Source organism: Alteromonas australica (genome assembly GCF_000730385.1).
GTDB lineage: Bacteria > Pseudomonadota > Gammaproteobacteria > Enterobacterales > Alteromonadaceae > Alteromonas > Alteromonas australica.
Window position 1 is genome coordinate 3,097,849 of sequence record NZ_CP008849.1, and the last position, 22,354, is coordinate 3,120,202.

Annotated in this window: 17 protein-coding genes and 1 other RNA gene; 8 read left to right on the forward strand and 10 right to left on the reverse strand. The window is 45.7% G+C overall.

Annotation, left to right across the window (positions count from 1 at the left end; translation table 11 throughout):
- Nucleotides 1-20 precede the first annotated feature (20 nt).
- From gcvT to EP13_RS13720, 4 genes are all read right to left on the reverse strand, one after another.
- Complete coding sequence (gcvT, locus tag EP13_RS13705) at nucleotides 21-1,100, reverse strand: glycine cleavage system aminomethyltransferase GcvT (RefSeq protein WP_044057774.1); 1,080 nt, start codon at nucleotides 1,098-1,100, stop codon at nucleotides 21-23.
- 201 nt (nucleotides 1,101-1,301) lie between these two features.
- Nucleotides 1,302-3,524 (reverse strand): alpha-N-acetylglucosaminidase, encoded by a 2,223-nt coding sequence (locus tag EP13_RS13710; protein ID WP_081869509.1) that lies wholly within the window; start codon nucleotides 3,522-3,524, stop codon nucleotides 1,302-1,304.
- A 59-nt stretch (nucleotides 3,525-3,583) separates the two neighbouring features.
- Nucleotides 3,584-6,229 (reverse strand): TonB-dependent receptor, encoded by a 2,646-nt coding sequence (locus tag EP13_RS13715; protein WP_044057775.1) that lies wholly within the window; start codon nucleotides 6,227-6,229, stop codon nucleotides 3,584-3,586.
- A 205-nt stretch (nucleotides 6,230-6,434) separates the two neighbouring features.
- Entirely contained in the window at nucleotides 6,435-7,469 is a 1,035-nt protein-coding gene (locus EP13_RS13720; RefSeq protein WP_044057776.1) for a LacI family DNA-binding transcriptional regulator, read from the reverse strand.
- A gap of 200 nt (nucleotides 7,470-7,669) precedes the next feature.
- Here EP13_RS13720 and EP13_RS13725 point away from each other — a divergent pair, with 200 nt between their 5' ends.
- The 6 genes from EP13_RS13725 (at nucleotide 7,670) to EP13_RS13750 (ending at nucleotide 14,159) form a co-directional block, all read left to right on the forward strand.
- Nucleotides 7,670-8,755 carry an acyltransferase family protein gene (locus tag EP13_RS13725; RefSeq protein ID WP_044057777.1) on the forward strand — a complete coding sequence of 362 codons (1,086 nt, stop codon included), beginning with the start codon at nucleotides 7,670-7,672 and terminating at the stop codon, nucleotides 8,753-8,755.
- A gap of 10 nt (nucleotides 8,756-8,765) precedes the next feature.
- Nucleotides 8,766-9,644, forward strand: coding sequence for a BadF/BadG/BcrA/BcrD ATPase family protein (locus tag EP13_RS13730; RefSeq protein WP_044059006.1), 879 nt, complete (start codon nucleotides 8,766-8,768; stop codon nucleotides 9,642-9,644).
- A gap of 1 nt (nucleotide 9,645) precedes the next feature.
- A complete protein-coding gene (gene nagB-II / locus EP13_RS13735; RefSeq protein WP_044057778.1) occupies nucleotides 9,646-10,647 on the forward strand; it encodes a glucosamine-6-phosphate deaminase NagB-II in 1,002 nt (333 codons plus the stop codon).
- Between the two features lie 2 nt (nucleotides 10,648-10,649).
- Nucleotides 10,650-11,777, forward strand: a complete 1,128-nt coding sequence (gene nagA, locus EP13_RS13740; protein WP_044057779.1) for an N-acetylglucosamine-6-phosphate deacetylase — start codon at nucleotides 10,650-10,652, stop codon at nucleotides 11,775-11,777.
- A gap of 123 nt (nucleotides 11,778-11,900) precedes the next feature.
- Nucleotides 11,901-13,217 (forward strand): sugar MFS transporter, encoded by a 1,317-nt coding sequence (locus tag EP13_RS13745; RefSeq protein WP_044057780.1) that lies wholly within the window; start codon nucleotides 11,901-11,903, stop codon nucleotides 13,215-13,217.
- Between the two features lie 93 nt (nucleotides 13,218-13,310).
- Nucleotides 13,311-14,159: a LysR family transcriptional regulator gene (locus tag EP13_RS13750; protein WP_044057781.1), complete on the forward strand. Its 849-nt coding sequence runs from the start codon at nucleotides 13,311-13,313 to the stop codon at nucleotides 14,157-14,159.
- Between the two features lie 29 nt (nucleotides 14,160-14,188).
- Here the strand turns inward: EP13_RS13750 and EP13_RS13755 are convergent, their stop codons facing one another.
- The 6 genes from EP13_RS13755 to EP13_RS13780 all read right to left on the reverse strand — a co-directional run bounded on the left by EP13_RS13755 (nucleotide 14,189) and on the right by EP13_RS13780 (nucleotide 20,892).
- Nucleotides 14,189-15,469, reverse strand: a complete 1,281-nt coding sequence (locus tag EP13_RS13755; protein WP_044057782.1) for a M24 family metallopeptidase — start codon at nucleotides 15,467-15,469, stop codon at nucleotides 14,189-14,191.
- A gap of 42 nt (nucleotides 15,470-15,511) precedes the next feature.
- Nucleotides 15,512-16,441 (reverse strand): EamA family transporter, encoded by a 930-nt coding sequence (locus EP13_RS13760; RefSeq protein ID WP_044057783.1) that lies wholly within the window; start codon nucleotides 16,439-16,441, stop codon nucleotides 15,512-15,514.
- 69 nt (nucleotides 16,442-16,510) lie between these two features.
- Entirely contained in the window at nucleotides 16,511-17,683 is a 1,173-nt protein-coding gene (locus EP13_RS13765; protein ID WP_044057784.1) for an FAD-dependent monooxygenase, read from the reverse strand.
- Between the two features lie 54 nt (nucleotides 17,684-17,737).
- Complete coding sequence (ubiH, locus tag EP13_RS13770; protein ID WP_044057785.1) at nucleotides 17,738-18,964, reverse strand: 2-octaprenyl-6-methoxyphenyl hydroxylase; 1,227 nt, start codon at nucleotides 18,962-18,964, stop codon at nucleotides 17,738-17,740.
- Between the two features lie 3 nt (nucleotides 18,965-18,967).
- On the reverse strand, nucleotides 18,968-20,281 hold the full coding sequence (gene pepP, locus EP13_RS13775) for a Xaa-Pro aminopeptidase (protein ID WP_044057786.1): 1,314 nt from the start codon (nucleotides 20,279-20,281) through the stop codon (nucleotides 18,968-18,970).
- A gap of 44 nt (nucleotides 20,282-20,325) precedes the next feature.
- Nucleotides 20,326-20,892, reverse strand: coding sequence for a UPF0149 family protein (locus EP13_RS13780; protein ID WP_044057787.1), 567 nt, complete (start codon nucleotides 20,890-20,892; stop codon nucleotides 20,326-20,328).
- Nucleotides 20,893-21,244: 352 nt separating this feature from the next.
- Here EP13_RS13780 and ssrS point away from each other — a divergent pair.
- Together ssrS and EP13_RS13785 are read left to right on the forward strand one after the other, a co-directional pair.
- A non-coding RNA gene (gene ssrS / locus EP13_RS19125) (6S RNA) lies at nucleotides 21,245-21,427 on the forward strand.
- Between the two features lie 21 nt (nucleotides 21,428-21,448).
- On the forward strand, nucleotides 21,449-22,342 hold the full coding sequence (locus EP13_RS13785) for a ribokinase (RefSeq protein ID WP_044057788.1): 894 nt from the start codon (nucleotides 21,449-21,451) through the stop codon (nucleotides 22,340-22,342).
- Nucleotides 22,343-22,354: the final 12 nt, after the last annotated feature.

Genomic DNA, 22,354 nt, shown 5'->3' on the forward strand with positions numbered 1-22,354 from the left:
TGTAAACTTAAGAAGTTATTTTATAAAACACTTTTTCCATTGCGAACAAAGGAGGGCTTAACCACTTTTACTGTAACCCACTTTTTGCGCATTTCCACTTCTACTGTTTCACCAACATCACGTGGTACTCGTGCCATGGCAATTGAGTGACCTAGTGTTGGCGAGAAAGTACCTGATGTGATAACGCCTTCGCCGCTTTCTGTTTTCACTTTAAGGCCATGACGAAGCACGCCTTTTTCAGTCATCACCAAGCCAACTAGCTTGTCGGTACCTGCTTCGCGCTGTGCTTCTAGTGCTTTACGCCCTACGAAATCGCGATCGGCCGGCTCCCAGGTAATTGTCCAGCCCATGTTGGCGGCTAGTGGCGATACGGTTTCATCCATATCTTGGCCGTATAAGTTCATGCCCGCTTCTAAACGCAGCGTGTCACGTGCACCTAATCCGCAAGGCTGTACTCCAGCATCTAATAAGCCTTGCCAGAAGCTTGCGGCTTGCTCAGTAGGCACCATAATTTCGTAGCCTGCTTCACCGGTATAACCTGTGGTAGCAATGAACAAGTCTTCCGCTTGTACGCCAAAGAATGGCTTCATGCCTGCTACCGCTTCTTTTTGCGCTGCGCTGAACAAGGTGGCTGCTTTTTCTTTTGCGTTAGGGCCTTGTACGGCAATCATGGCGAACTCAGGGCGTTCGGTAATGGTTACGTCAAACCCTTCGGCTTTGCTCATTAACCAGTTCATGTCTTTTTCGCGGGTTGCTGAATTAACCACTAGGCGGTAGTTGGATTCGTCGAAGTGGTAAACAATAAGGTCGTCTACTACACCGCCTTCTTCATTCAGCATGCCGCTGTACAGCGCTTTGCCTTTGTCTTTTAACTTCGCTACGTCGTTTGCAAGTAGATACTGAAGATAGGCTTTCGCTTGCGCGCCCTTTGCATCAACAATGGTCATGTGAGACACATCGAACATACCCGCGTCTTTGCGCACCGCGTGATGCTCTTCAATTTGTGAACCATAGTTAATGGGCATATCCCAGCCGAAGAAATCGACCATTTTCGCGCCAGCTTCTAGGTGCTTGGCGTGTAAGGCGGTAGTGTTAGACATTCCACTTACTCTTTTTGAATTGAAAGGTAGAAAACGAGATTGAGTATAGTGAGCTAGCGTTTATGCAACAAATTGGAAATTTTTATCAATACATTTGAAAAACAAATGTATTGGCACAGCTGGATTAGGTATGCAAATGTAAAAAGCCCCGTACTTAGATAGTAACGGGGCTGTCAGTATGAGTGAATAGACGCGTTTTTATTATCGCGGTATGGTTTCCATCAGCGCTTGCGCATCTTCGATTGGTGTTTCAGGGGTATATTGCACTGGAATATCAGATCGTTTTATCCAATCACGCTCCCAGTTTATCAGCGCTTCCTGTAGCGCAGCATCGTCAAACGGTGTTTGAGTTTCCTGTGCAATGCGGTACGCGGATAAGTACATTTTCCAGCGTGGTAGATAGTAGTCTTTGTACATACCCTGCCACGCTTTAGATGCATAATCTTTCAGCTTTGGCCCTCCCCATTGCGTTACTTGCAGCCGCGCATTATTTACGTAATAAGCAGACTCTTGCGCAGTCTCACCATAAGCTGCGGCGTCACTTAACCACGTGTGCAGGCTTTCTTGATGAAACCCTAGCAAGTTGTCTAATTTAGTGATGGCAACGTCAATTGAGGCCATAAGTTCGTCGCCACGTTCAAAGTCTTTTGATGAATACGCGTTAACCACCTCTTGCAGCATAAGGTCAACATGTGAAGATACTGCATGCTTCACAAAATCGACAATATCGTACTGATATAGGTACGCATTATCCATCAACGGTGCCAGCTCAATTAGCTGTGAAATACCATCGTCTAACGCCATTAAATTGCCCGGATGCCCATCAAAATTTACAATGTCGATTGTTGGGCGCTTAAACAGCAAGTACGCGCCAGCTGAGCCTTCCCACCAGCGGCTTTTCCAATAGCTAACAGAAAATACCCCGTTAATCAGCTCTTCCCATGCTGCGATAAGTTCAGGTGAAGTCTTTCCGTAGCGCGCTTTAGTATAATTTGCTAGCCACTCTTTCATATCGGGCTTGGCGTTCCAAGGCAAATCGAACAGAAATTCATAGGCCACAGAATTGTTATGGATCCCTTCGGGAAATACACCAAAACCGGTCAACGCGCCTTTTTTAATAGAGCTTGTCACCACGTCCAGCTGCTCAACATAGTCTGCAAAATCAGCGTATACAGGGTCAGAACCACCATAATTGTGAATGAAGCCAAATACCCACGGCTTGCCTTTAAAGCCTTCTGTTCGCTGCCACACGTGGTATCTATCATTGCCGATGTCGTGGATCATTGCTTTTTGATCAGGAACATCTTTTAAGAAAGCTTCAATAGACGCGAGGTCCCAGAACTCTTCGTCTGCACCAAACATCCATCCTTGCATTACCCATACAGCATCAGGTGCAACCTGCGCGATAGATTCATAGATGCGTTTTCCATAAGATGCTAGCTCAGCGTGTCGGTTCTCTTCAGAAACCGGCGGTAGCATTTCGTTAAATGCGTCAGATAGGTAATATTTTTGCTCACCGTAAATCTCGGTATAAAGCTCAATAAATCGCTTAGCTACCGTCTTAAAAAGCGGGTCAGCAGGGTCTAACCAATAGGTAGCATTTTCAAATCCAGTCCAGCGTGGCATTTCATAAACCTTGGCGTCGGGAAAACGCTCAACAAACGCTTTAGGTACATAGCCACTAAACGCAGGTACAACGGGCTGCATACCCAACGCTTTCATGCGCTTGAGGATTTGTTTTTGCAGTTGATGTTTTTTGTTTATCCAACTTTGCGGCAGAGGCCCCTCGTGCCCTTCGATATTCCCCATGCGTTGCCATGGCGTGAATGCTGGGCCAGAAAAGTAATCGGCTAGTTCTTTATCGGTAACGTCGAAATCCTTCCATAATGCTTGCCATACAAATTCTTGCCCTTCCATGGCTACAGGATTGTTTACTCCGTGAAGCGCCATCCAGTCTATTTCTTTCTCCCAACGCTCCCAGCCCCACCAAGGTGTTGTATAGCCGTAAGCACAAACATTCAGGTAAGTGCGTTGCTCAAATGGGGTTGTTGTTTTTGCACCATCAAAGTCTTCAAACACATCAGGGAACGCAACGCGCTTTCCTTCCCAACTTACTGACAAAGCGCCCTGTTCTCGCAAGTATTGATAAGCGCCATACGCTAGTGCGGTATGACTATTTGCCAGCACTTCTGCTTGTCCATCAATGACGTTTACTTCAAACCATTCTGGCTCATCATCAGCCACTTTAATTGTTGATATATTTTTTACTTGTCCTTGCGTAACTCGCTCTAACACAGCGCTTACCGCTGGTTCTGCTTGTTTAGGGGCAACGTCTGAAACGTCTTGCTGCTTGTCGCAGCCAACTAATACAGCAGATAAGCTTAGGCATAAGGCGCTTATCGAGAGTGACCACGTTTTTTTCATTACTTAATATCCTGATAAATCGTAGAAAAAATGCTGCGGTTACCCGCAGCACCTTTGACTTAAAATGAGTACACCGCACTCAAATAGTAGCTAGAACCTATAATACTTGTTGTCTGCCAAACCGGCTTTTCTTCCGTGAAATAGGCTTCTTCGTTGTTACCATTGAGATTTAGTGCACCAAAACGAAGATTAAGAGCTTCAGTAACGTTATAGCTCAATAGAATATCAACTTGATTTCTACCATCGACTACCCTTCCCTCGCGAGCAAAAAACGCATCGGTATTATCTTGGACGTAAGGGCTTCGATTATTTACAGCGACCCGTGCACTGAAGGTGTCGTTTTCCCAATATCCAATGAAATTCCACGTTTCTTCTGAAGAATTGGTTAGCACGAAGTCTTCACTGTCTTCTGCATCAATGAAGGTATAGTTTGCCGAGAAACCGAAACCATCGATAGGTAACAATGCGTCAAGGCTCTGGTTCCAACCTAGCTCATACCCTTTGATAGTCGTACCGCTATCATCGTTGTAGGTGCTGGTGATTTCATAGATGTTACCTTGCGTGTCCACGCAGTCTTCCGGCGTTCCACTTAGGGCAACATCACTGTAGCTATCAGGGCAAACAAACTCAGAAACCGACCCATTCTTAATTTCTTTCCAGAAAAGAGTAAGTGCTACGCTATCCCCTTCGCCGTAATACCATTCTATCCCTAAGTCGGCTTGATCAGCTGTCAACGCTTTCATGTTAGGCTGGCCAAGGTCTACGGTGTAGGTTCGCGTACCGAAAGAGTTGTTTACTGACGTTTCCGAGGCCGCTATTTGTGTGCGAGATGTCAATAGTGGACGAACTAATACTTTAGCGGCAGCAAATCGCGCTTGTACTTCATCTGTCAATTCAAGCACAAGGTTTACACTCGGTAAAAAATTGTTGTAATCGTAGTCGAATGCCGTTTCGCCAATCACTAAACTGATTTCAGAGTTAGTCGGGTCATCCTCTCCGGTCAAATAGGTATTAATCGTTCTATCGGTAGTTTCATAACGACCACCAATATTTCCTCTCAACGTCATTTCACCTACGTAACTTTCAAAATCAACTTTTCCGTAAACCGATAGAATATCTCGCTCTATCGAATATGAAGATTGAGCAGCGAATAAAGTGGGAACCGTTACCCCCTCAGCTACAAGCGCATCTCGGTAGGCCTGAATATCAGGTGCCACCCAGCCATGCTCTATAGACATTTGGTTGTCTAAGAAATCAGTGACCATATAGTTAAAGTCACTCATTAACGGAAGGTCGCTTGGGTCAGCTTCACCAATGGCAAACCTGTCAGTACGAAAAACTTCTCTGTTGAATTCTTCTTTACGGAATTTTCCTCCAAAAGCAAAACCAGTAAAGAAGTCGCCTTCAAGCGAGCGAATTGCATCAAATTGAAGCGCGCTTTCAGAAGAATCCATATATCGAGTTGCACCATTCGGGTACTCGTTTCTTGGCATATCAGCAGGGTATAAAGAAGGGTCGGTTAGATCCTCATCCACATTAAACACAACGTTATTGCGGTCTGATATATCCATGTTCGCAGACACTGTAGTCGCTAAGATTACCGCCTCTTCTGCGTGTACAGCCTCACCTTTTGTGTAGTGAGCGATACCGAATAAAGTCCAATTATCTGTCTCGTACTTCGTTTCAAGCGTAAATGCTTTACTCGTAGCTTGTTTGTCTTCAGCTTGTCGGTTATTTTCAAGTGTAAAGTCTTCAATACGTACTTGATTGTATACGCCATTTACTGGTTCGCCGAGTAGCGTGATATCGTCGCGATCGAACAAGAAAACCTGCTGGTTCAAATCTTGTACCGTGTCGTCATCGGCATAAATTGCCGTAAACGTTGTTTCGAAATTATCGCTAGGACGCCACTGTAATGCGCCGTTCATCAGATAGCGTTTGGTTTCGCGATCAATACGGCGGTAACGTGGACGGCGAGGGATATCATTGCCGTCATCGTCGCTAAACCATCTCCCCATCCAAAAGTTATCTACCCTATCGTCAAGTTCTTGATAACCTGCGTTCAAAAATAAACCTACTGTGTCATCAACAAATTGATCGATATAGGTAATATTACCTTTAGGAGTTACATCATCGGTTGGTGAAAATTCCGAATATTGTCCCTTAACGGAAGCAACCACTTTACGCTCACTGTAAGATAGAGGCTTCGTGGTGTCGATATTAATGGTACCTGACAAACCGCCAGTATCCATGTCCGCACTGGGAGATTTAATTACCGAGATACTTGAAGCAAGTTCAGACTGAATAATGTCGTAACGAAAGCCACCAGTAAAATCCGCACTTGCCATAGTTTGGCCATTCACCGTCGTTCTGGCATATTGCGAGCCTAAACCGCGAACACTGATTGTAGACCCCCTACCATTGATATTTGATATCTGTACTCCAGGGATTCGTTGGATTGCTTCTGCAATATTCTCGGTAGGAAACTTGCCGATATCTTCTGATGTAATAATGTCTGCAACTTTCGTTTCATCGCGCTTTAGTGCCGCAGCTTGGACCAAACTGGAACGATAAGTCACGTCAATGCGTTCAACTTCAGTGCTATTAGCATCTGGAGCAGCTTGAGCGAAAACTAGCGTGGGAGAGCTAAGAACTCCTACGATAGCACTGGCGAGTAACGTTTTCTTTGGGCGAGCGTTATTCATGATGTGGTTCCCATTTTCTTTGTAGTGGTTGTTGTTCAGCTCCAGGCAACCAGCTGATTAGTTAAATTTCTTATTATTTGCGGTGATTTTTTCATCACCTGCCATTGACGCTATCAACCAATGTCAACGTTGTCAACAAAAAATAAAAACTAAATATGGTTAAATTGAGTAAAAAGAAAGTTGAAACTACGGCAGGATAAAAACGCTAAACTGCGCTTTCAAGCGAATATCTACAAGCCGATTCTCTTATCACAACATCAAGAGAAAATCCTTTTGAATCAACAGCATGAATGTCATTAGATTTCATCATTTCGATAACCATTGCTGCAGCGGTTGCTGCAATATCAAAGTTGGGCTGGTCAATCGTGGTAAGGTGAGGCCACGTTTGCATGGCGAAAGGACTGTTTTCGAATCCGACAATCGAAATGTCTTCTGGAACTTTAAGATTATTAAGACGTGCCATGAATACAGCACCCGCGGCAATTTCATCATTACATGCAAAAATAGCGGTAGGTCGTTTGGACATGGCAAGCACTTGTTTGGCCATTTCCATACCAGATTCAAAGGTAAACTCCCCATCAATGATAAAATTCTTATCGAAGGGGAAATTTGCGATTTCGTGAGCCTTTTTAAAACCTTTTACTCGCCCTAAACTAGACTCATGCGAGGCATGAAAACCAAGAAAAGCAATATCTCTATGGCCTAACTCCAGCAAATATTGCGTTATCTTGAATCCCGCATCTATGTCGTCTATGTGTAAAACTGGGGCGAGTTTATCAGGCGGTTGCTCACCAGATAAGATCCTCACAACTTTCGCATCCCTACTGAGTAAAAACGTAACAAGCTCTTTATTTTCCGATAATGGCGGGGTGAGAATAATTCCGCCAATCTGATTTGAACCAATCATAGCCGCCAACTCATTTCCTACGTCATCAGAGTGAGAATCGGTGGGGTGAATGACTAATTCAAAGCCTTTTTTCCTGCATTCAGAAATAATTCCGTTTTGCATTTCAATCACATAATGGCTGTTGGGATTGTCATAAACAAACGCAAGAGAAAATGGTGCTTTACGCATAACCCTTGCTGTATGGTTTGGCTGGTAGTTCAATTGTTTTATTGACTCAAGCACTTTTTTCTTTACCGATTCACTTACATTTGGCTCTTGGTTAACCACTCGCGAAACCGTTTTAAACGATACTCCCGCTAGTTTCGCGACATCCTTAATAGTTGGTTTTTTCATGAAATTCTTTTTCGGTGAGAGGTATTGAGTGCTAGAAAGAATAAAGTGAACCCCACCTTTAAGCAAATTTCCTAGTCTTCGTAAACCAATGAGTAGCAAATAGAATTTCACTATTGTTCAAAAAACAGTATTGACAACGTTGACAACAATTAAAGAAAAGGGTTAATGTTAAAGAACTGATCATAAAAAAAGCAACAAACATGAAATCAAACACGACATCTGCACGACTTTTGTCTCTCGATGTATTTCGCGGGCTCACCATAATCGCAATGATTGTGGTAAACAGTCCGAATACTTACGGTGAACTCTCGCACGCACACTGGGTAGGCATTAACTTCGCCGATTTAGTGTTTCCTTTTTTCATTCTCATTGTGGGTGTAGCGATAAGCTTGGGGTTCAAGAATATTGATTCATCTTCACCACAATTGCCCAGTATTTTGAAAAAAGTGTGGCGAAGAGGCTTTACACTCATTGGACTTGGGCTCATTGTTAATTTGTTCTACACCCACTTCGAACAAATAAGATTACTGGGGGTGTTACAACGGATTGGTATTGTTTACCTTGTTTGCTGTTATTTGGCAATTTACTGCAAACCAAAGACCGTGGTTAAAGTGGGCATGAGTATTTTGCTTCTGTACTGGATATTTATCCTGCTGGTTCCCGCTCCAGGCCTCCCTAGCGGCCACCTTGCTCGTGGAGAGAATATTATAAATTGGTTCGATCAATTTGTACCAGGTATGTTATGGCGTGGCACTTGGGATCCTGAAGGACTGCTCAGTACTTTTCCTGCCATTGTTACCGGTATTATGGGTATGCTCATTGGCCAGATTATAGTTAAAGGCAAGAACGACTTACCTACCACGGTGATGAATTTATTTGTATTCGGCTTTGTTACTTTTTCTCTAGGATGTATTTGGAGCCTAGGTTTTCCTTTCATCAAACAGGCGTGGACCAGCTCATTTGTATTAGCCACCGGCGGCATGGCTGCCATGATATTGGCCTGTATGATGTGGTACACCGATGTCAAAGGTTTCAGAAGCGGCACTCAAATAGCCACCATCTTTGGGGCCAACGCGATCACCGCGTACATCCTGCACGTAATCATAGAAAAACTTCTTGATTGGGAGGTAGCTGGTGTATCTATACACAACAGCTATACCGTATTGATGACCAATATGGGAGCAAGTGATTTTATAAGTGCAACGCTGTGGGTCATTCTGTTTCTCTGCGTATGCTTTATCCCTGTATATGCCCTTTATCGCAAACAAATTTTCATAAAGATTTAAGGTGGAACCTGTGACTCGGAATTACTATGTCGGCATTGACGGCGGTGGCACTAAATGCAAAGCGCGACTTGAAAATGCACAAGGCGAATTGCTGGGCGAAGGATTGTCAGGTCCATGCAACCCTGCTCAATCAGCAGAAACCGCGTTCGCTTCAATAATTGAAGCTACGACACTGGCACTAGAGGCTGCCTCATTGCCAGCAACAAAAATGAGCGACCTTAATGTTTGTATGGGTCTTGCCGGTGTAAACGTTGCGCGTTATCGAGAAACTGCACAACGTTGGATCTTTCCATTTAAGCACACACATATAACGACCGATCTACACATTGCTTGTTTAGGTGCTCATGCAGGTCAAGATGGTGCAATTATAATAACCGGTACCGGTAGTTCAGCACTTGCAAGTGTAGGTGAGAATTTATCCAGCATCGGTGGCCACGGCTTCCCCTTAGGCGATAAAGCGGGGGGCGCATGGCTTGGCCTGCGGGCGTTGCAATACACCCTTGAAGCACTCGATGCATTGGTGCCTACATCTCGACTCGTCAAAGATATGTGCGAAGCTCTGGGTACAGACGAACCTCAAGCAATAGTCGGTAAATCGCTGCATTACAAGTCGAGTGATTTCGGTAAGTTTGCGCCAATTGTTGTGAAGTGTGCTAACGACAATGAACCCGTTTCTCTTAGTATTGTGAACGAAGGAAAGCAATACCTTACTGGTGTTATTTCTCAACTAGAGAAACTCGGCGCTAAACGCATTTCAATGATTGGTGGCATATCTTCGCAATGGGCTAAGTGGCTACCTGACAATATTCAACAACGTTTACAGCCCGCGAAGTGCTCACCTGAATTTGGTGCAATTTCATTAGTAAAACATCTGGTAAAGGAGAGTTGATATGGCTTATGTGACCAAAATGGCGTCTGAAGCTGCAGAAACGCCACAAGTACTGAAACGACAACTGGATAACAATAGCCATATTTATAACAAACTATCTGAAGAGATAGAAAAGCATGACCCAGAATTTGTGTATATTATTGGCCGCGGCACCTCAGATCATGCCGGCGTGTTTGGAAAATACCTGATTGAAACCGAAATGGGTCTGCCTGTTGCTTCTGCCGCGCCATCGGTAAACAGCGTTTTCGGTAAATCGCTTCGATTAAATAGAGCGCTGGTTTTTATCATTTCTCAATCTGGTAGAAGCCCAGATATACTCGCGCAAGCCAAAATGGCAAAAGAGAAAGGTGCGCTGTGTGTTGCGCTGGTAAATGATGAGTCATCACCAGTTAAAGATATCGTAGATATATTTATACCACTTTGTGCCGGGCCAGAAATTGCCGTTGCCGCAACTAAAAGCTATCTGGCGACCTTGTATGCACTTTTAAGCATTGTTGCAAACTTCACTAAACGTAGCGACCTTCACGAAGCTTTACTTGCCTTACCTACACAATTAGAGTCGGTAATAGCGTCCTCCTTTGTACTTACTGCAGAGCACCTAGCTCCGCTTGAACGATGCGTTGTACTAGGCCGCGCTTTTGGTTACGCCATATCCAGAGAAATAGCGCTTAAAATGAAGGAAGTCTGTGGAATACAGGCTGAGGCTTTCAGTAGTGCTGAATTCCTTCACGGGCCCATATCCCTTCTAAACCGCAAAACCGCGGTTATCGATGCCCATATTCCTGACGCATCAAGTAGCGTGCATAAGTCACAAATTGAAGAAGTGATCCGCAGAGGAGCCCAAGTTTTCCCTTTAATTGAGGTGCCATTGGATGTACATCCTCTCACATCGGCGCTCATCGTTATGCAACGCTTTTACTTAGATATTGAAAAAGCTGCGCGCGAGATGAATATGGATCCAGACAGCCCTATCGGGCTTAAAAAAGTGACGGAAACCCTCTAGCAATGAAATCTTACTTTGCCAAACACCTGTTTGACGGCTTTTCATTTCATTCAAACGTGCGTTTTGAAGTGAGTAACAACCGAGTGACCGCTTTCAGCTCGGACAGTGAAGATGATAGCAATGCTGAGGTCATCCATGAGCTAGTCATACCCGCCATGGTAGATGTTCAGGTAAACGGTGGAGGCGGCGTTCAGTTTAACGAAACGCCTACACTGTGTACGCTTCAGCAAATGGCAGAAGCCTTCTTAAAAGTGGGTACGGGCAGCTTAATGCCAACCATTATCACTGACGACATCGACGTTATGAATAAAGGCGCTGATGCTATAGCTTTAGGTCACAAATGGGATCCAGGTGCTATCCCGGGTGTCCACTTCGAAGGGCCTCATCTCAGCGTAACCAAGAAGGGCATGCATAGTTCAAAGCACATCCGTACACTTAGCGACAAAGAATTGGCCTTATTTACTCGAAATGATCTTGGTAAAGTCATTGTCACGCTAGCACCAGAAGCGGTCTCACCCTTAGATATTGAGACCCTAACCAATGCAGGCGTAATTGTGTCTATAGGCCACACGAACGCCACTTCCCAAGACTGCTTTGCCGCTTTTGACGCAGGGGCTACCGGTGCTACACATCTTTTCAATGCCATGTCACCGTTTACCAGCAGAGAACCTGGTGTGGTTGGGGCCTCACTTTATAGAGACGACGTCTACTGCGGGTTAATTGTTGACCATCATCACGTTCATCTTGTGTCAGCAAAGCTAGCGATAAAGCTTAAAGGTGATGAACGCTTGATGCTGGTAACAGATGCTATGGCACCGGCAGCGAGTGACGTCGACCACTTTGTGTATCAAGGCGTTAAAGTCATGCGTAAAAATGATGCATTACGTCTTAACGACGGTACCTTGGCGGGTTCACTTTTAACCATGGAAAAAGCCATACAGCATACGCATTTCGACCTAAGCGTTGACCTGCTCGCCACGCTTCGAATGGCAACGTCTACCCCCGCTGCGTTCATTAATTGCGAAGAGAATATTGGAACGCTGCGCACAGGTGCTATCGCTAATTTCTTAACGTTGAGTAAGGAGCTAAAAGTGACTCGCTGTTGGCGCAACGGCGAGCTTGTTTGTTGAGTAAGCACCCGAAATGAAAAGCCTGTTGTTTTATAAATAACAAGCAAGACGTACTTTGAAAAATTAAACATTATGTAAGCAAGACAATACAGCGAAATAAAAACATTATAAGAAGGAAACGTGATGCAAACTGCAGTTAAGCCCCCCCCGTCAACAATGCTCCCCATGGTGATAATAGGCACATTGTTTTTCGTTTTTGGTTTTATCACATGGTTGAATGGAGCACTCATCCCCTTCTTGCAAATTGTTTGCAATTTGAACGGAGCAGAGGCACTGCTAATCGCGTTTAGTTTTTATATCGCGTATGTTGTTATGGCGCTTCCTATGTCATTCGTGCTTAATAAGTTGGGCTATAAAAATGCCATGACTTTTGGGCTTTTATTGATTGCTGCAGGTTGCTGTTTATTTGTTCCTGCCGCTAAAACGCAAACATTCATATTGTTTATCACAGCTCAATTCGTTGTCGGTTCTGGGTTAACTATCTTACAAACTGCATCGAACCCGTATTTGGTAAAAATTGGGCCGTCAGAAAGTGCGGCCGCAAGAATATCAATTATGGGACTCCTGAATAAAGGGGCAGGTTGGCTCGCACCTATGGTGTTTATTGCTCTTGTGCTCGGAGACTTATCAGGTATCACCGAACAAAGTATTGCTGCCCTGCCAGAAGCTGAACGTAGTGCACAAATACAACAGTTAGCGCAAAGTCTTATCATGCCCTACTTAGGCATGGCCGCAGCGTTAGTATTGCTTGCAATAGCGCTAAGTTTTTCAGGCTTGCCTGAACTCGATCTGGATGTGGAGGATAAAAAACTCGCAGAACGCGAAAAAAGCAAAGGCTCGGTATTACAATTCCCTCAACTCGTATTAGGTGTGATTGCGCTTTTTTGTTATGTGGGTGTTGAGGTTATTGCAGGGGATACTATTGGCCTAGCGGGCTCACAATTAGGCGTGCCCGGAGCACTTGGTCTTACTTCCTATACCATGTTTTTTATGGTTGTCGGGTATAGCCTAGGTTTAGTACTAGTGCCGAGAGTCTGCACACAGCACCAATTACTCACTCTTTCTTCGGTTTTGGGTATTGCTCTGTCCATCGGTATACCTTTCACTAACGCTGAAAGTCATTTCTTTGCGAGTGTTTTATGGGGCTGGACTGGTATTACAACGCTACCAGACCCTATCACCTTTATCGCACTATTGGGTCTTGCTAACGCCATTGTTTGGCCTGCTGTTTGGCCTTTAGCATTAGAAGGGCTAGGTAAATTCACCGCGCGCGGTTCTGCACTTTTGATAATGGGCATAGCCGGAGGAGCAATTATTCCGTTACTCTTCGGGTTTGCGGCTGATCACTTTGGCGTTTTAAATGCTTACTGGACAACGATACCTTGCTATGCATTTATTCTTTTTTACGCTCTGAAGGGGTGGCGCCTAAGAGAATGGTGATTTAGGCGACGAGGTTGTGGGTTTACCATACGCTTAAGTGTTATTCTTTAAAGACGTGTTTAATACCGGTGATGTCGGACCCCATATTCAACAATGAAACAGCTTTCTTTAGATACCTTGCGCACCTTTGTTAGCGTTATTGAGCTTGGAGGCTACGCCAAAGCGGGCGACTTTTTAGGTCGCTCTCAACCCGCTATTAGCTTGCAAATTAAAAAGCTTGAGTCGCAATTAGACCGAAAGCTATTTACCAAAGTAGGTCAGCGCCATGTTCCTAGTGCCGACGGTAATTGGCTTTACCCAAAAGCCAAAGAATTGCTAGAGCTTAACGACAATATCTTTAAAAGCCTAACACCTGCCCCATTAAGTGGCCGCTTACGGTTAGGCATACCTAACGAATTTGCCTCTACCCTTTTGCCGGGCTTAATTGGGGAGTTTTCAAAACGTTACCCCGATGTATCACTTGAGGTCACGTCGGCGTTAAGCCGCGATCTACTTCACCCCAGTCAGCGCAATCATTTCGATTTAATATTGGCGCTGGTAAACCCCAGTGAAGATACGGAAGGGGAAGTGGTACTTGAAGATGAAGTGGTATGGGTAGGTGATGCTAGCCACACACTAGTGGGTAACAATATTCCCTTGGTACTGGCCCCTGATGGCTGTATGTACAGAAGCCGGGTTATTGAGCAATTAAAGCAGCAAACCTATGCGTGGAAAATTACTTACACGAACGCCGATTTAGGGGGCTTGGTGGCCGCTATTCAGCAAGGGCTGGGCATTACCGCCCTCGCCCGCTCTAGTTTGCCGCTAAACCTATCGCCCCTTAACCACCCCAAACTCCCTAAATTAGGCAGGGTGAATATCTGCCTATTTAACCAAGACACTCAACACCCGGTTATCAGTAAAACGCTGGCTGAGTTTTTTAAAGCGAGGCTTACCGAATAGCCACTAGGGCAACTCAGCCAGCCCATATATTATGCTTGCAGTGGCATAAGCTTGCCCAACGGGCTAGCTAAACTGTCTGGTGGAGACGTAAAGTAAACAGGCGCTTTGTCGGTCATGTACAGGCAATCTTCTAACCGCACGCCGAACTCACCCGGAATATATAACCCGGGTTCGTTAGAAAAACACATGCCTTTGTTAAGTGGCGTGGTTTCACCCCTTACGAAGTTCACGCTTTCGTGCCCTTCCATACCTATACCATGGCCGGTTCTGTGGCTTAACCCAGGTAAGGCATAATTTTTGTCATACCCTTTACTTGCGTAGTATTGGCGAACCGCGTCGTCAACACCACCGGCAGGTGCGCCCACTTTAGCGGCGGCAAAAGCAACATTTTGGCCCTCGCGTACGGTATTCCACACGTCTTCCACTTTTTGCGACGCTTTGCCAAATACCAAGGTGCGGCTTATATCACTTTGATACCCGTGTACACTGCATCCGCTATCAAGCAAAATAACAGAGCCTTCTTGAATAACTTGTTTCGCATTGGTGCCGTGGGGGTACGCACTGGCGTCATTAAATAACGCTAAACACCAGGTGCCACTGCCGCCTAATTTTCGTTGCGCCGCATTCATTAAGCCTTTTACATCAGCTTGGCTCATGCCTTCTTTAAGCTGGCTGAACACATACTCATAGGCGCGCAGCGTTACTTCATTTGCTTTATGCATTAGGGTTAATTCGGCGGCGGTTTTGTACATTCTACAGCCTAGGGTTACAGGCTCAGCGGGCACAATGTTCATATTGGGCAATGCGTTTGCGATCCCCGTAACCACAAAGTAGCGTACGCTACTTTCAAAACCAATGTTACCGCTTGTTATACCGCGAGATTTTAATATTGCCGATACTACCTCAAACGGGCTTTCGTGCTCTTGCCATACCCGCACATCGTCGCCCACCTTTAAGCTTTCTAGCACGCTGGGCTTTTCAAAAAACGGGGTTACCACGGCAATGTCGCCTTTTTGAGGAATCACTAACGCAGTTAAGCGTTCGCTGCGCCACCACTGTATTCCTGAAAAGTAGTCCATGGCTGCGCCGGGTTCAATTAACAGGGCAGCCATGTTGTACTGCTTCATAAGTTGCTGCGCCTTTTCGATACGCGCCTTTCGCTCTGCAACAGAAATAGGGTTTACCGAGCCTGTTATATTGCTTAAAGATTCAGTCACATTTTTACCTGAATCACTGCCAGCGGCCATGCCAGCCAATGGCGTCAACGCCAGACTTGCGCCGGTAAACTTCAAAAAATCACGTTTATTCATGGTTGTTCCCTGTCGTTTTTCATTTATCGTTTTTATAAGTGCTTAAGCCCACATCACCATAGTAGCGGCTACGCCAATAAGCAGAAGGCCAATAATCTCACGTTTCGACACTTTATCGTTTAACCAAAAATGTGCCAGCAGCAAGGTAAGCAATACCTCTATTTGACCGAGTGTTTTTACATAGGCTACATGCTGTAGCGCCATAGCGGTGAACCAACACACAGAGCCCAAACAACTGACGGTACTAATCACCAGAACGGTATGAACATTGGCTAGCATTTGTTTAAGTATGTTGGGTTTACGAATGAAAATGTAGAGGCTAAGGCCTGCGGCTTGAATGCTTACCACCCAAAGTAGCACCCAGGCTGCCGCCTGTTTAAGCGGCAAAGCTAATAAGTGCGAGGCTTCACGAACAAAGAGCGACGTAAGCGCAAAACACGCGCCGCTGGCCAAACCAATACACAAGGTTTTTGTGCTTAAGCTACGGGTTGCACCCTGTTGAACGCTTTTACCTGCACTTAATACAAATACCGCCACGCCCCCCAGTACAATCCCTAACCAGCCGATAACACTCAAATAGCTGCCAAAAAACAAAGTCCCTAAAATGCCCGCCACTAAGGCTTCACTTTTTGCCAAGCCTGCACCTATGGCAAAGTTACGCTGCTTAAAAAGCATGACCATAAACGATGTGGCGGCAATTTGGAGAAGCGCTGCAAGTATCACCACCAGTACGAAAGAAAGGGAAAACTGAGGCAGTTCTAGCCAGGCTGGCTGAACATTAGCGTGGCTGTCAAAAGATGGTTGAGATAAATAGGAAAGCAACAGCAGGTACGCTAATGCAATAGGGGGCGCAAATAAAAAGCGCGACAAGGTTACACCTAAGGTGTCTACCTTATCGCTAAGTTTACTTTGCAGGGCATTGCGTCCGGTTTGGAGAAAAACTGCACCTAAGGTAAATAGCACCCAACTCACTTAGCGTTCCTTCTCTATGTCTTCACTTGTAGGTTGCAAAGAGGGCTTACGTCGTTTCCCGCAAGCCCGTTAAAGCCCCATAGCATGCGCTACGAAGGCCTGCTTTACCGTAGTGAGTTTGTCGGTGGCGGCTAGCCCAACTCCACGAATAAGTTTCTTCACAGGGTCGTTACCGTCGAATAAAAACTTAAACCCGTCCATAGCCGCTATCATTTTCACCGCTTCGGTTTTGCGCGCTCGCTCGTAGGGGCGCAAATAACGATGTTGCGCAATGTCTTTTTGACGGTTTAATGATGCAGAGAGTGTGTCGGCTAAGGCCAATGCGTCTTGCATGCCTAAATTGGCGCCCTGCCCCGCCAGTGGATGAATGGTGTGTGCGGCGTCGCCCACTAACACCACCCCATCTTTCGCCCAGCTTCGCGCGTAACGCATGGTTAACGGAAAAGTATGGCGCGAGGTCTGTAAGCTAACGTTTCCCAAGGCAGCGTCGCTCGCCACAGTTAGGGCGTGACAGAAATCGTCATCGTTGCATTGTTGCAGCTTACTTGCAGCATCCGGTGTCTGCGACCAAACAATTGAACAAACATGCGGGTTAGCCATAGGCAAAAGTGCTAGCGGCCCTGTTGGCGTAAAGGCTTGGCGCGCAACATTATTGTGTGGATGCTCGGTTTGAATATTGGCCACAATGGCCGTGTGTTCGTAATCACGAAAGGTAATGGGAAAGTTGGCCTGCTTTCGCACAGAGGAGTTAGCGCCGTCTGCGCCTACTAACAACCTACAACTGATGGCGTCATTATTATCTAGCATAAGCATGCTTTGCGACGGCCCCACTAACATGCGTTCAATACTTTGAGTCACTATCGTCACGTTCGCTTGTTGCATTACGCTTTCTGCCAGACCGTTCACTAACGCGGCATTTTCCGCAATCACGCCTAAGCTGTCGTTACCCATGTCGTCGCAATTAAAATGTATATCACCAAAACTGTCTTTATCCCACACATGCATTGCCTTGTATGGGTTAACTCTGTCTTGTTGAACAAACTGCCAAACACCGAGTGAATCCAAAGCCTCAATATTGGCCTGATTAATGGCGCTTACTCTGGGGCTTGGTGTGTCTAACAACGGCACAACGAGAGGGTGTTTGTTTATCACAGCAATACTACATGGGGCATCTTTTAGTGCTGCGGCTAATGTTAAGCCAACTATTCCACCACCAATTATTGCTATATCAACATGTTGCATAAAAGCTCTCTCATTGTGTTATTTGTTTTTGCCAATAATAACGGCTTGCTCGCATTAGCTAGCGTGCTTGGTTTTTACTGAAGGCGCAAAACCTGTGGTTTGTTTTACAAAGCGGCGCTTTAAACTTGGTACAATATTTAACGTTAACAACGCGGCATTTCTTGCCAATACTAATGGGAAATAGGTATTTGAAAATGTGCGCACTAGGGTATCGGTAAGCGCTATGGTATTTTCACGATCCCGCTGGCGGTTTTGCCCATATTCACGTAATAGCGAATAGTCGCCTGGATCCTTGCACTGGGTTAGGTGCCCCACTAAGGTGACAATATCTCGTAGCGCCAGGTTAAACCCCTGCCCTGCAATAGGGTGTAGGGTTTGCGCGGCATTCCCCACCACCACGGTGCGGTGGGAATAAAGGCTGTCTGTCACGCGCAACGAAAGCGGGTAACTCACGCGATCGCTGATGGCATTAATGACACCTTGCCTGAATCCAAAGTCTTGTTGAAGCTGGGCCAAAAACTGCTTATCAGATAACGAAAGCAATGCCTTGGCTTTATCTGGGCTGACTGTCCATACCACTGAAAATCCATTCCCCTTGGCCGTTTCACCGTTAATACTGCTGTCGAAGGGTAAAAACGCTAACGGCCCGTTGGGGGTAAAACGTTCGTAAGCTTTGTTATTATGTGGCAGTTGGGTATGTACATTGGCCACCACGGCCACTTGGTTGTAAGGGGTTTGCGTTCGGCTAATTCCCACTTGTTCAATGAGTGAAGATTGCCCCCCGTCGGCCATTATCACCAGTTTGGCTTGCCAACACTCGCCAGAATCCAATGTCACCTGCGCATCATTGGCAGTTCGCTCAATGGCAAACACGCTAGCGGGTGCAATATGGGTAATGCCTTCACTGGTAGTGTGCTGTTCAACTAACGACGCTAATGCCGATAGCGACACCACTTGCCCAAATGCATCTAAATTGAAGTCGTTACAGTGCAGCTGAGTCATGCCCAGCCACCCTTTATCGCTAACTTCAATGTGCTCTATTTTACCGGGGTTTTGCTGAGCTAAGTCGTGCAGTGGCACGCCCATCGCGGTTAATTCATTGACGGTGCGCTTTGCCAGGGCAATAACTCGCTTATCTTCACGAGGATGAATACCGTCGGTTTGTGCGCTATCTTGGGCATCAACCAATACCACCGAGAAACCGGTAAGTTGGCTAAGCCCCTTGGCCAACACAGTACCTACAATACCGCCACCCACTATCACTATGTCAGTTTGATTCACCTGCTATGCGCCCTTCATTAATGCTTCTATGGCGTCCACCGTTTTGGGTACATCGGCAGTAAGTACATCAACACCGGTAGCGGTTACCACCACGTTGTCTTCAATTCTTACCCCAATACCTTTGTATTGTTCATCTACATCTAGGTGGCTGCCGATATAAATACCCGGTTCTATGGTCAATACCATGCCGGGTTTCAAGGGTCTGTCTTGGCCATCAATTTTGTAGTCGCCCACATCATGTACGTCTAACCCCAAGAAATGACCCACACCATGCATATAAAACTGTCGCCAGGTTTCTTGCTGAAGGTTTTCTGCAATAGTGCCGCCAAGCAATCCTAGCGACACCAAGCCTTCTGTTATTACCTCGGCACTTTGTTGCATGGCTTCGCCTAGGGTGCTGCCTGGCCCCAGCGTGGTTAGTACTGCTTCCTGTGCTTTTAGCACCCATTCATAAATGTCTCTTTGGGGTTTGCTAAATGTCCCGTTGGCAGGAAAAGTGCGCGTAATATCTGCAGCATAGCCTTGGTATTCACACCCCGCATCCACCAGTACCAGGTCGCCGTCTTTAATTTGCGCGCTGTTTTCGGTGTAATGCAAGATACATCCGTTTTCCCCACTTCCCACTATGGTGCTATAAGCTGGGGTGCGTGCACCTTGCATGGCAAAACTATGGTGCAGCTCCGCTTCTAGGTGATATTCATAGCAGCCAGGCTTTACAAATTGCATGGCACGTTTATGTGCCGCAGCAGATATTCGACCTGCCGTTTTCATCACTGCCACTTCGCATGCCGACTTAAATACACGCATTTCATGCAACATGGGCCGGGTGTCATGCATGCTATAAGGCGCGAGTGACGCTTTAGGCGCCTCACGCAATGCTTGTAATGCATCAAGCACAAGTGCATCGGCTTGTTTATTTTCGCCCAATGCAAAATAAAGGTTGTCGTGACCTAGCAATGTTTCAAGTAATGCTTCGTTTAATTCAGACAACTCAAACGCTTCATCTAAGCTAAATACCGATAACGCTGCCTCTGCACCTACCCGTCGCCCTTGCCATACTTCAGCGTCGGGATCTTTATCTTGCACCACCATCGCACGGTAGCTTTCGCCATAGCGTGGGTGATTTGATAGCAGAAGCCATGCCTCTGGTTCGTGAAATCCAGTGAGATACCAAAAGTCGCTATTTTGGCGAAACACATATTCGGTATCTCGACTGCGAGTTACCACTGATGCCGCGGGCACTAAGCACACGCTATTAGGTAAGCACTGAGCTAATAACCTATCTTGGCGAGCAATAAACTCTTGCGCACTAATCATATTATTGGCCTTATCACGCTACGTTAATGGTCTTGGGTTGGTATTTAATGTACGGATGGCTTTTCTTGTTGATCATCTAAAAGCGACTGTCCTAATTCGCTGTAGCACAAAATGGCCGATATTTTTACGTATTCCATGACTTCGAATAAGGCCTTTTCAGACTCTTCATCAGCGTCCATGGGTTCTTCCATACGCGAAATATCGGCAAAGTCTTCAAGTGCTTCTTTAACGTCTTCAGAACACTGCATTAAGTCTTGTTGGTGCAAACCAAACCCTAACATAAACCCTTGAACCCAATTAATTAACGCAGTACCTCGGTCGTTAATAGGCGTTTGATCGTCAGGTACCATTAATTGCAAAGCAAATTCTGGCTCTAGAAGCTGCTGGCATACCTGATTGAATAAGCTAGTCAGCAAATATTCTGTTGCGTCGTTAAACTTGTCGCCTTGGTTAATCGTTTCACTTAGCGCCGTTAACCAGTTGCGATCGGTCAGTGACATACCGCCACACAACATGCCCACGAGTATGCCGTGCACTTCAGCGCCATCCACAATAATACCGTGCTGTGACAATTTATTGCTTACGCTGTCATAATCGAGCTGTTTTTCCACAAATACTGTTCCTTTTTCGGTGATACTTCATACTAGCAAATTCATGCTTTAAAACCTACTTTTAGCAAATTGGTTAATGTGTATTCGAACGTGTAGTAAATAAAGGGTTTAGGGTGGTAAGGCTGATGTAATTGCTCTATGATCCCCGACACAGGATAAGGATTTCCCCACGTAACAGTACAATGATTGAGCTTCGTTCAATTGCGTGTATAATTGCTGACCATCTGGTCAAGAAACTTACCTTTCTTGCTTAGCAGTGATGAATAACTTCGCAAAGGTTTGAAAGGCGTCTTAGTGATCCACTTCACGAAGTACCGCGTTTGATATACCCTGTTGCGTTACACAACAACAATGTCTCCTGGGATGTACGCCAGTTCATTCATGTCCCTGGCCGATGCTTTAAAACTAGGAAGTTGAAACGATGGCTATTGTGCAAGCTCGGCGCGTATCGAGAAGCCTACGGCTATTGTGATTCTTCCGCCCTGAACTTTTCGGTTCACGGGCGAACGATGAACAGCGGCATTCTGGGAGACGCCCTCTTTCGACGGAAGAAGAAATGGCAATTATAAATTTTGGCTCTATTAATATCGATCATGTTTATCAGGTAGATCATTTTGTTCAACCTGGTGAAACCTTGGCTTCTACCCACTACCAACAGCTTCTAGGTGGTAAAGGCGCCAATCAATCTATTGCCCTTGCACAAGCTGGTGCTGATGTATGCCATGTTGGCAGCATTCACGAAAATGACGCGGCATTTAAACAAGCGCTAATTAAAAAAGGCGTTGATTGTCGTGGCGTTAAGTGTTCTGAAACCCCATCTGGCCATGCCATTATTCAAGTTACGCCAAGTGGCGAAAACGCGATAGTGTTGTTTGGCGGTGCTAATCAAACCATTACCGCAAAAACTGTCATGCAGGCGCTTGATGGCACTAAGCCGTCTGACTGGGTTTTAACACAAAATGAAACCAGCAGTATTGACCAAGTATTGCGTCAGGCAAAAGAAAAGCAGTTAAAAGTTGCCTTTAACCCTGCCCCTATGAGCGAATCAGTAAAATCGCTTCCACTTGAATGTATCGATTTACTTATTGTGAACGAAACGGAAGCGGCCGCCCTTACTGAAAAAGATTCACTCGATGATATTGTGGCGGTGTTTAAAGAGCAGTGGTCAGAGTGCGAAGTTATCATTACACTAGGCAAAGCCGGTGTCATGATGCTAAAAAATAACGACTGCATTAAAGTCGACGCATTTTTAGTAGACGCAGTTGATACCACGGCAGCGGGCGACACCTTTATCGGTTATTTCTTGTCGGCTTACAGCAATCACACTGACGCAAAGCGCGCGCTTATTCGTGGCTGCGCGGCATCAGCTATTGCCGTAACGAGAGAAGGCGCAGCTCAAAGTATTCCCACTCAAAAAGAAGTGGATCGTTTTTTAGCAAAACACAGCTAATTGCAGAACGCA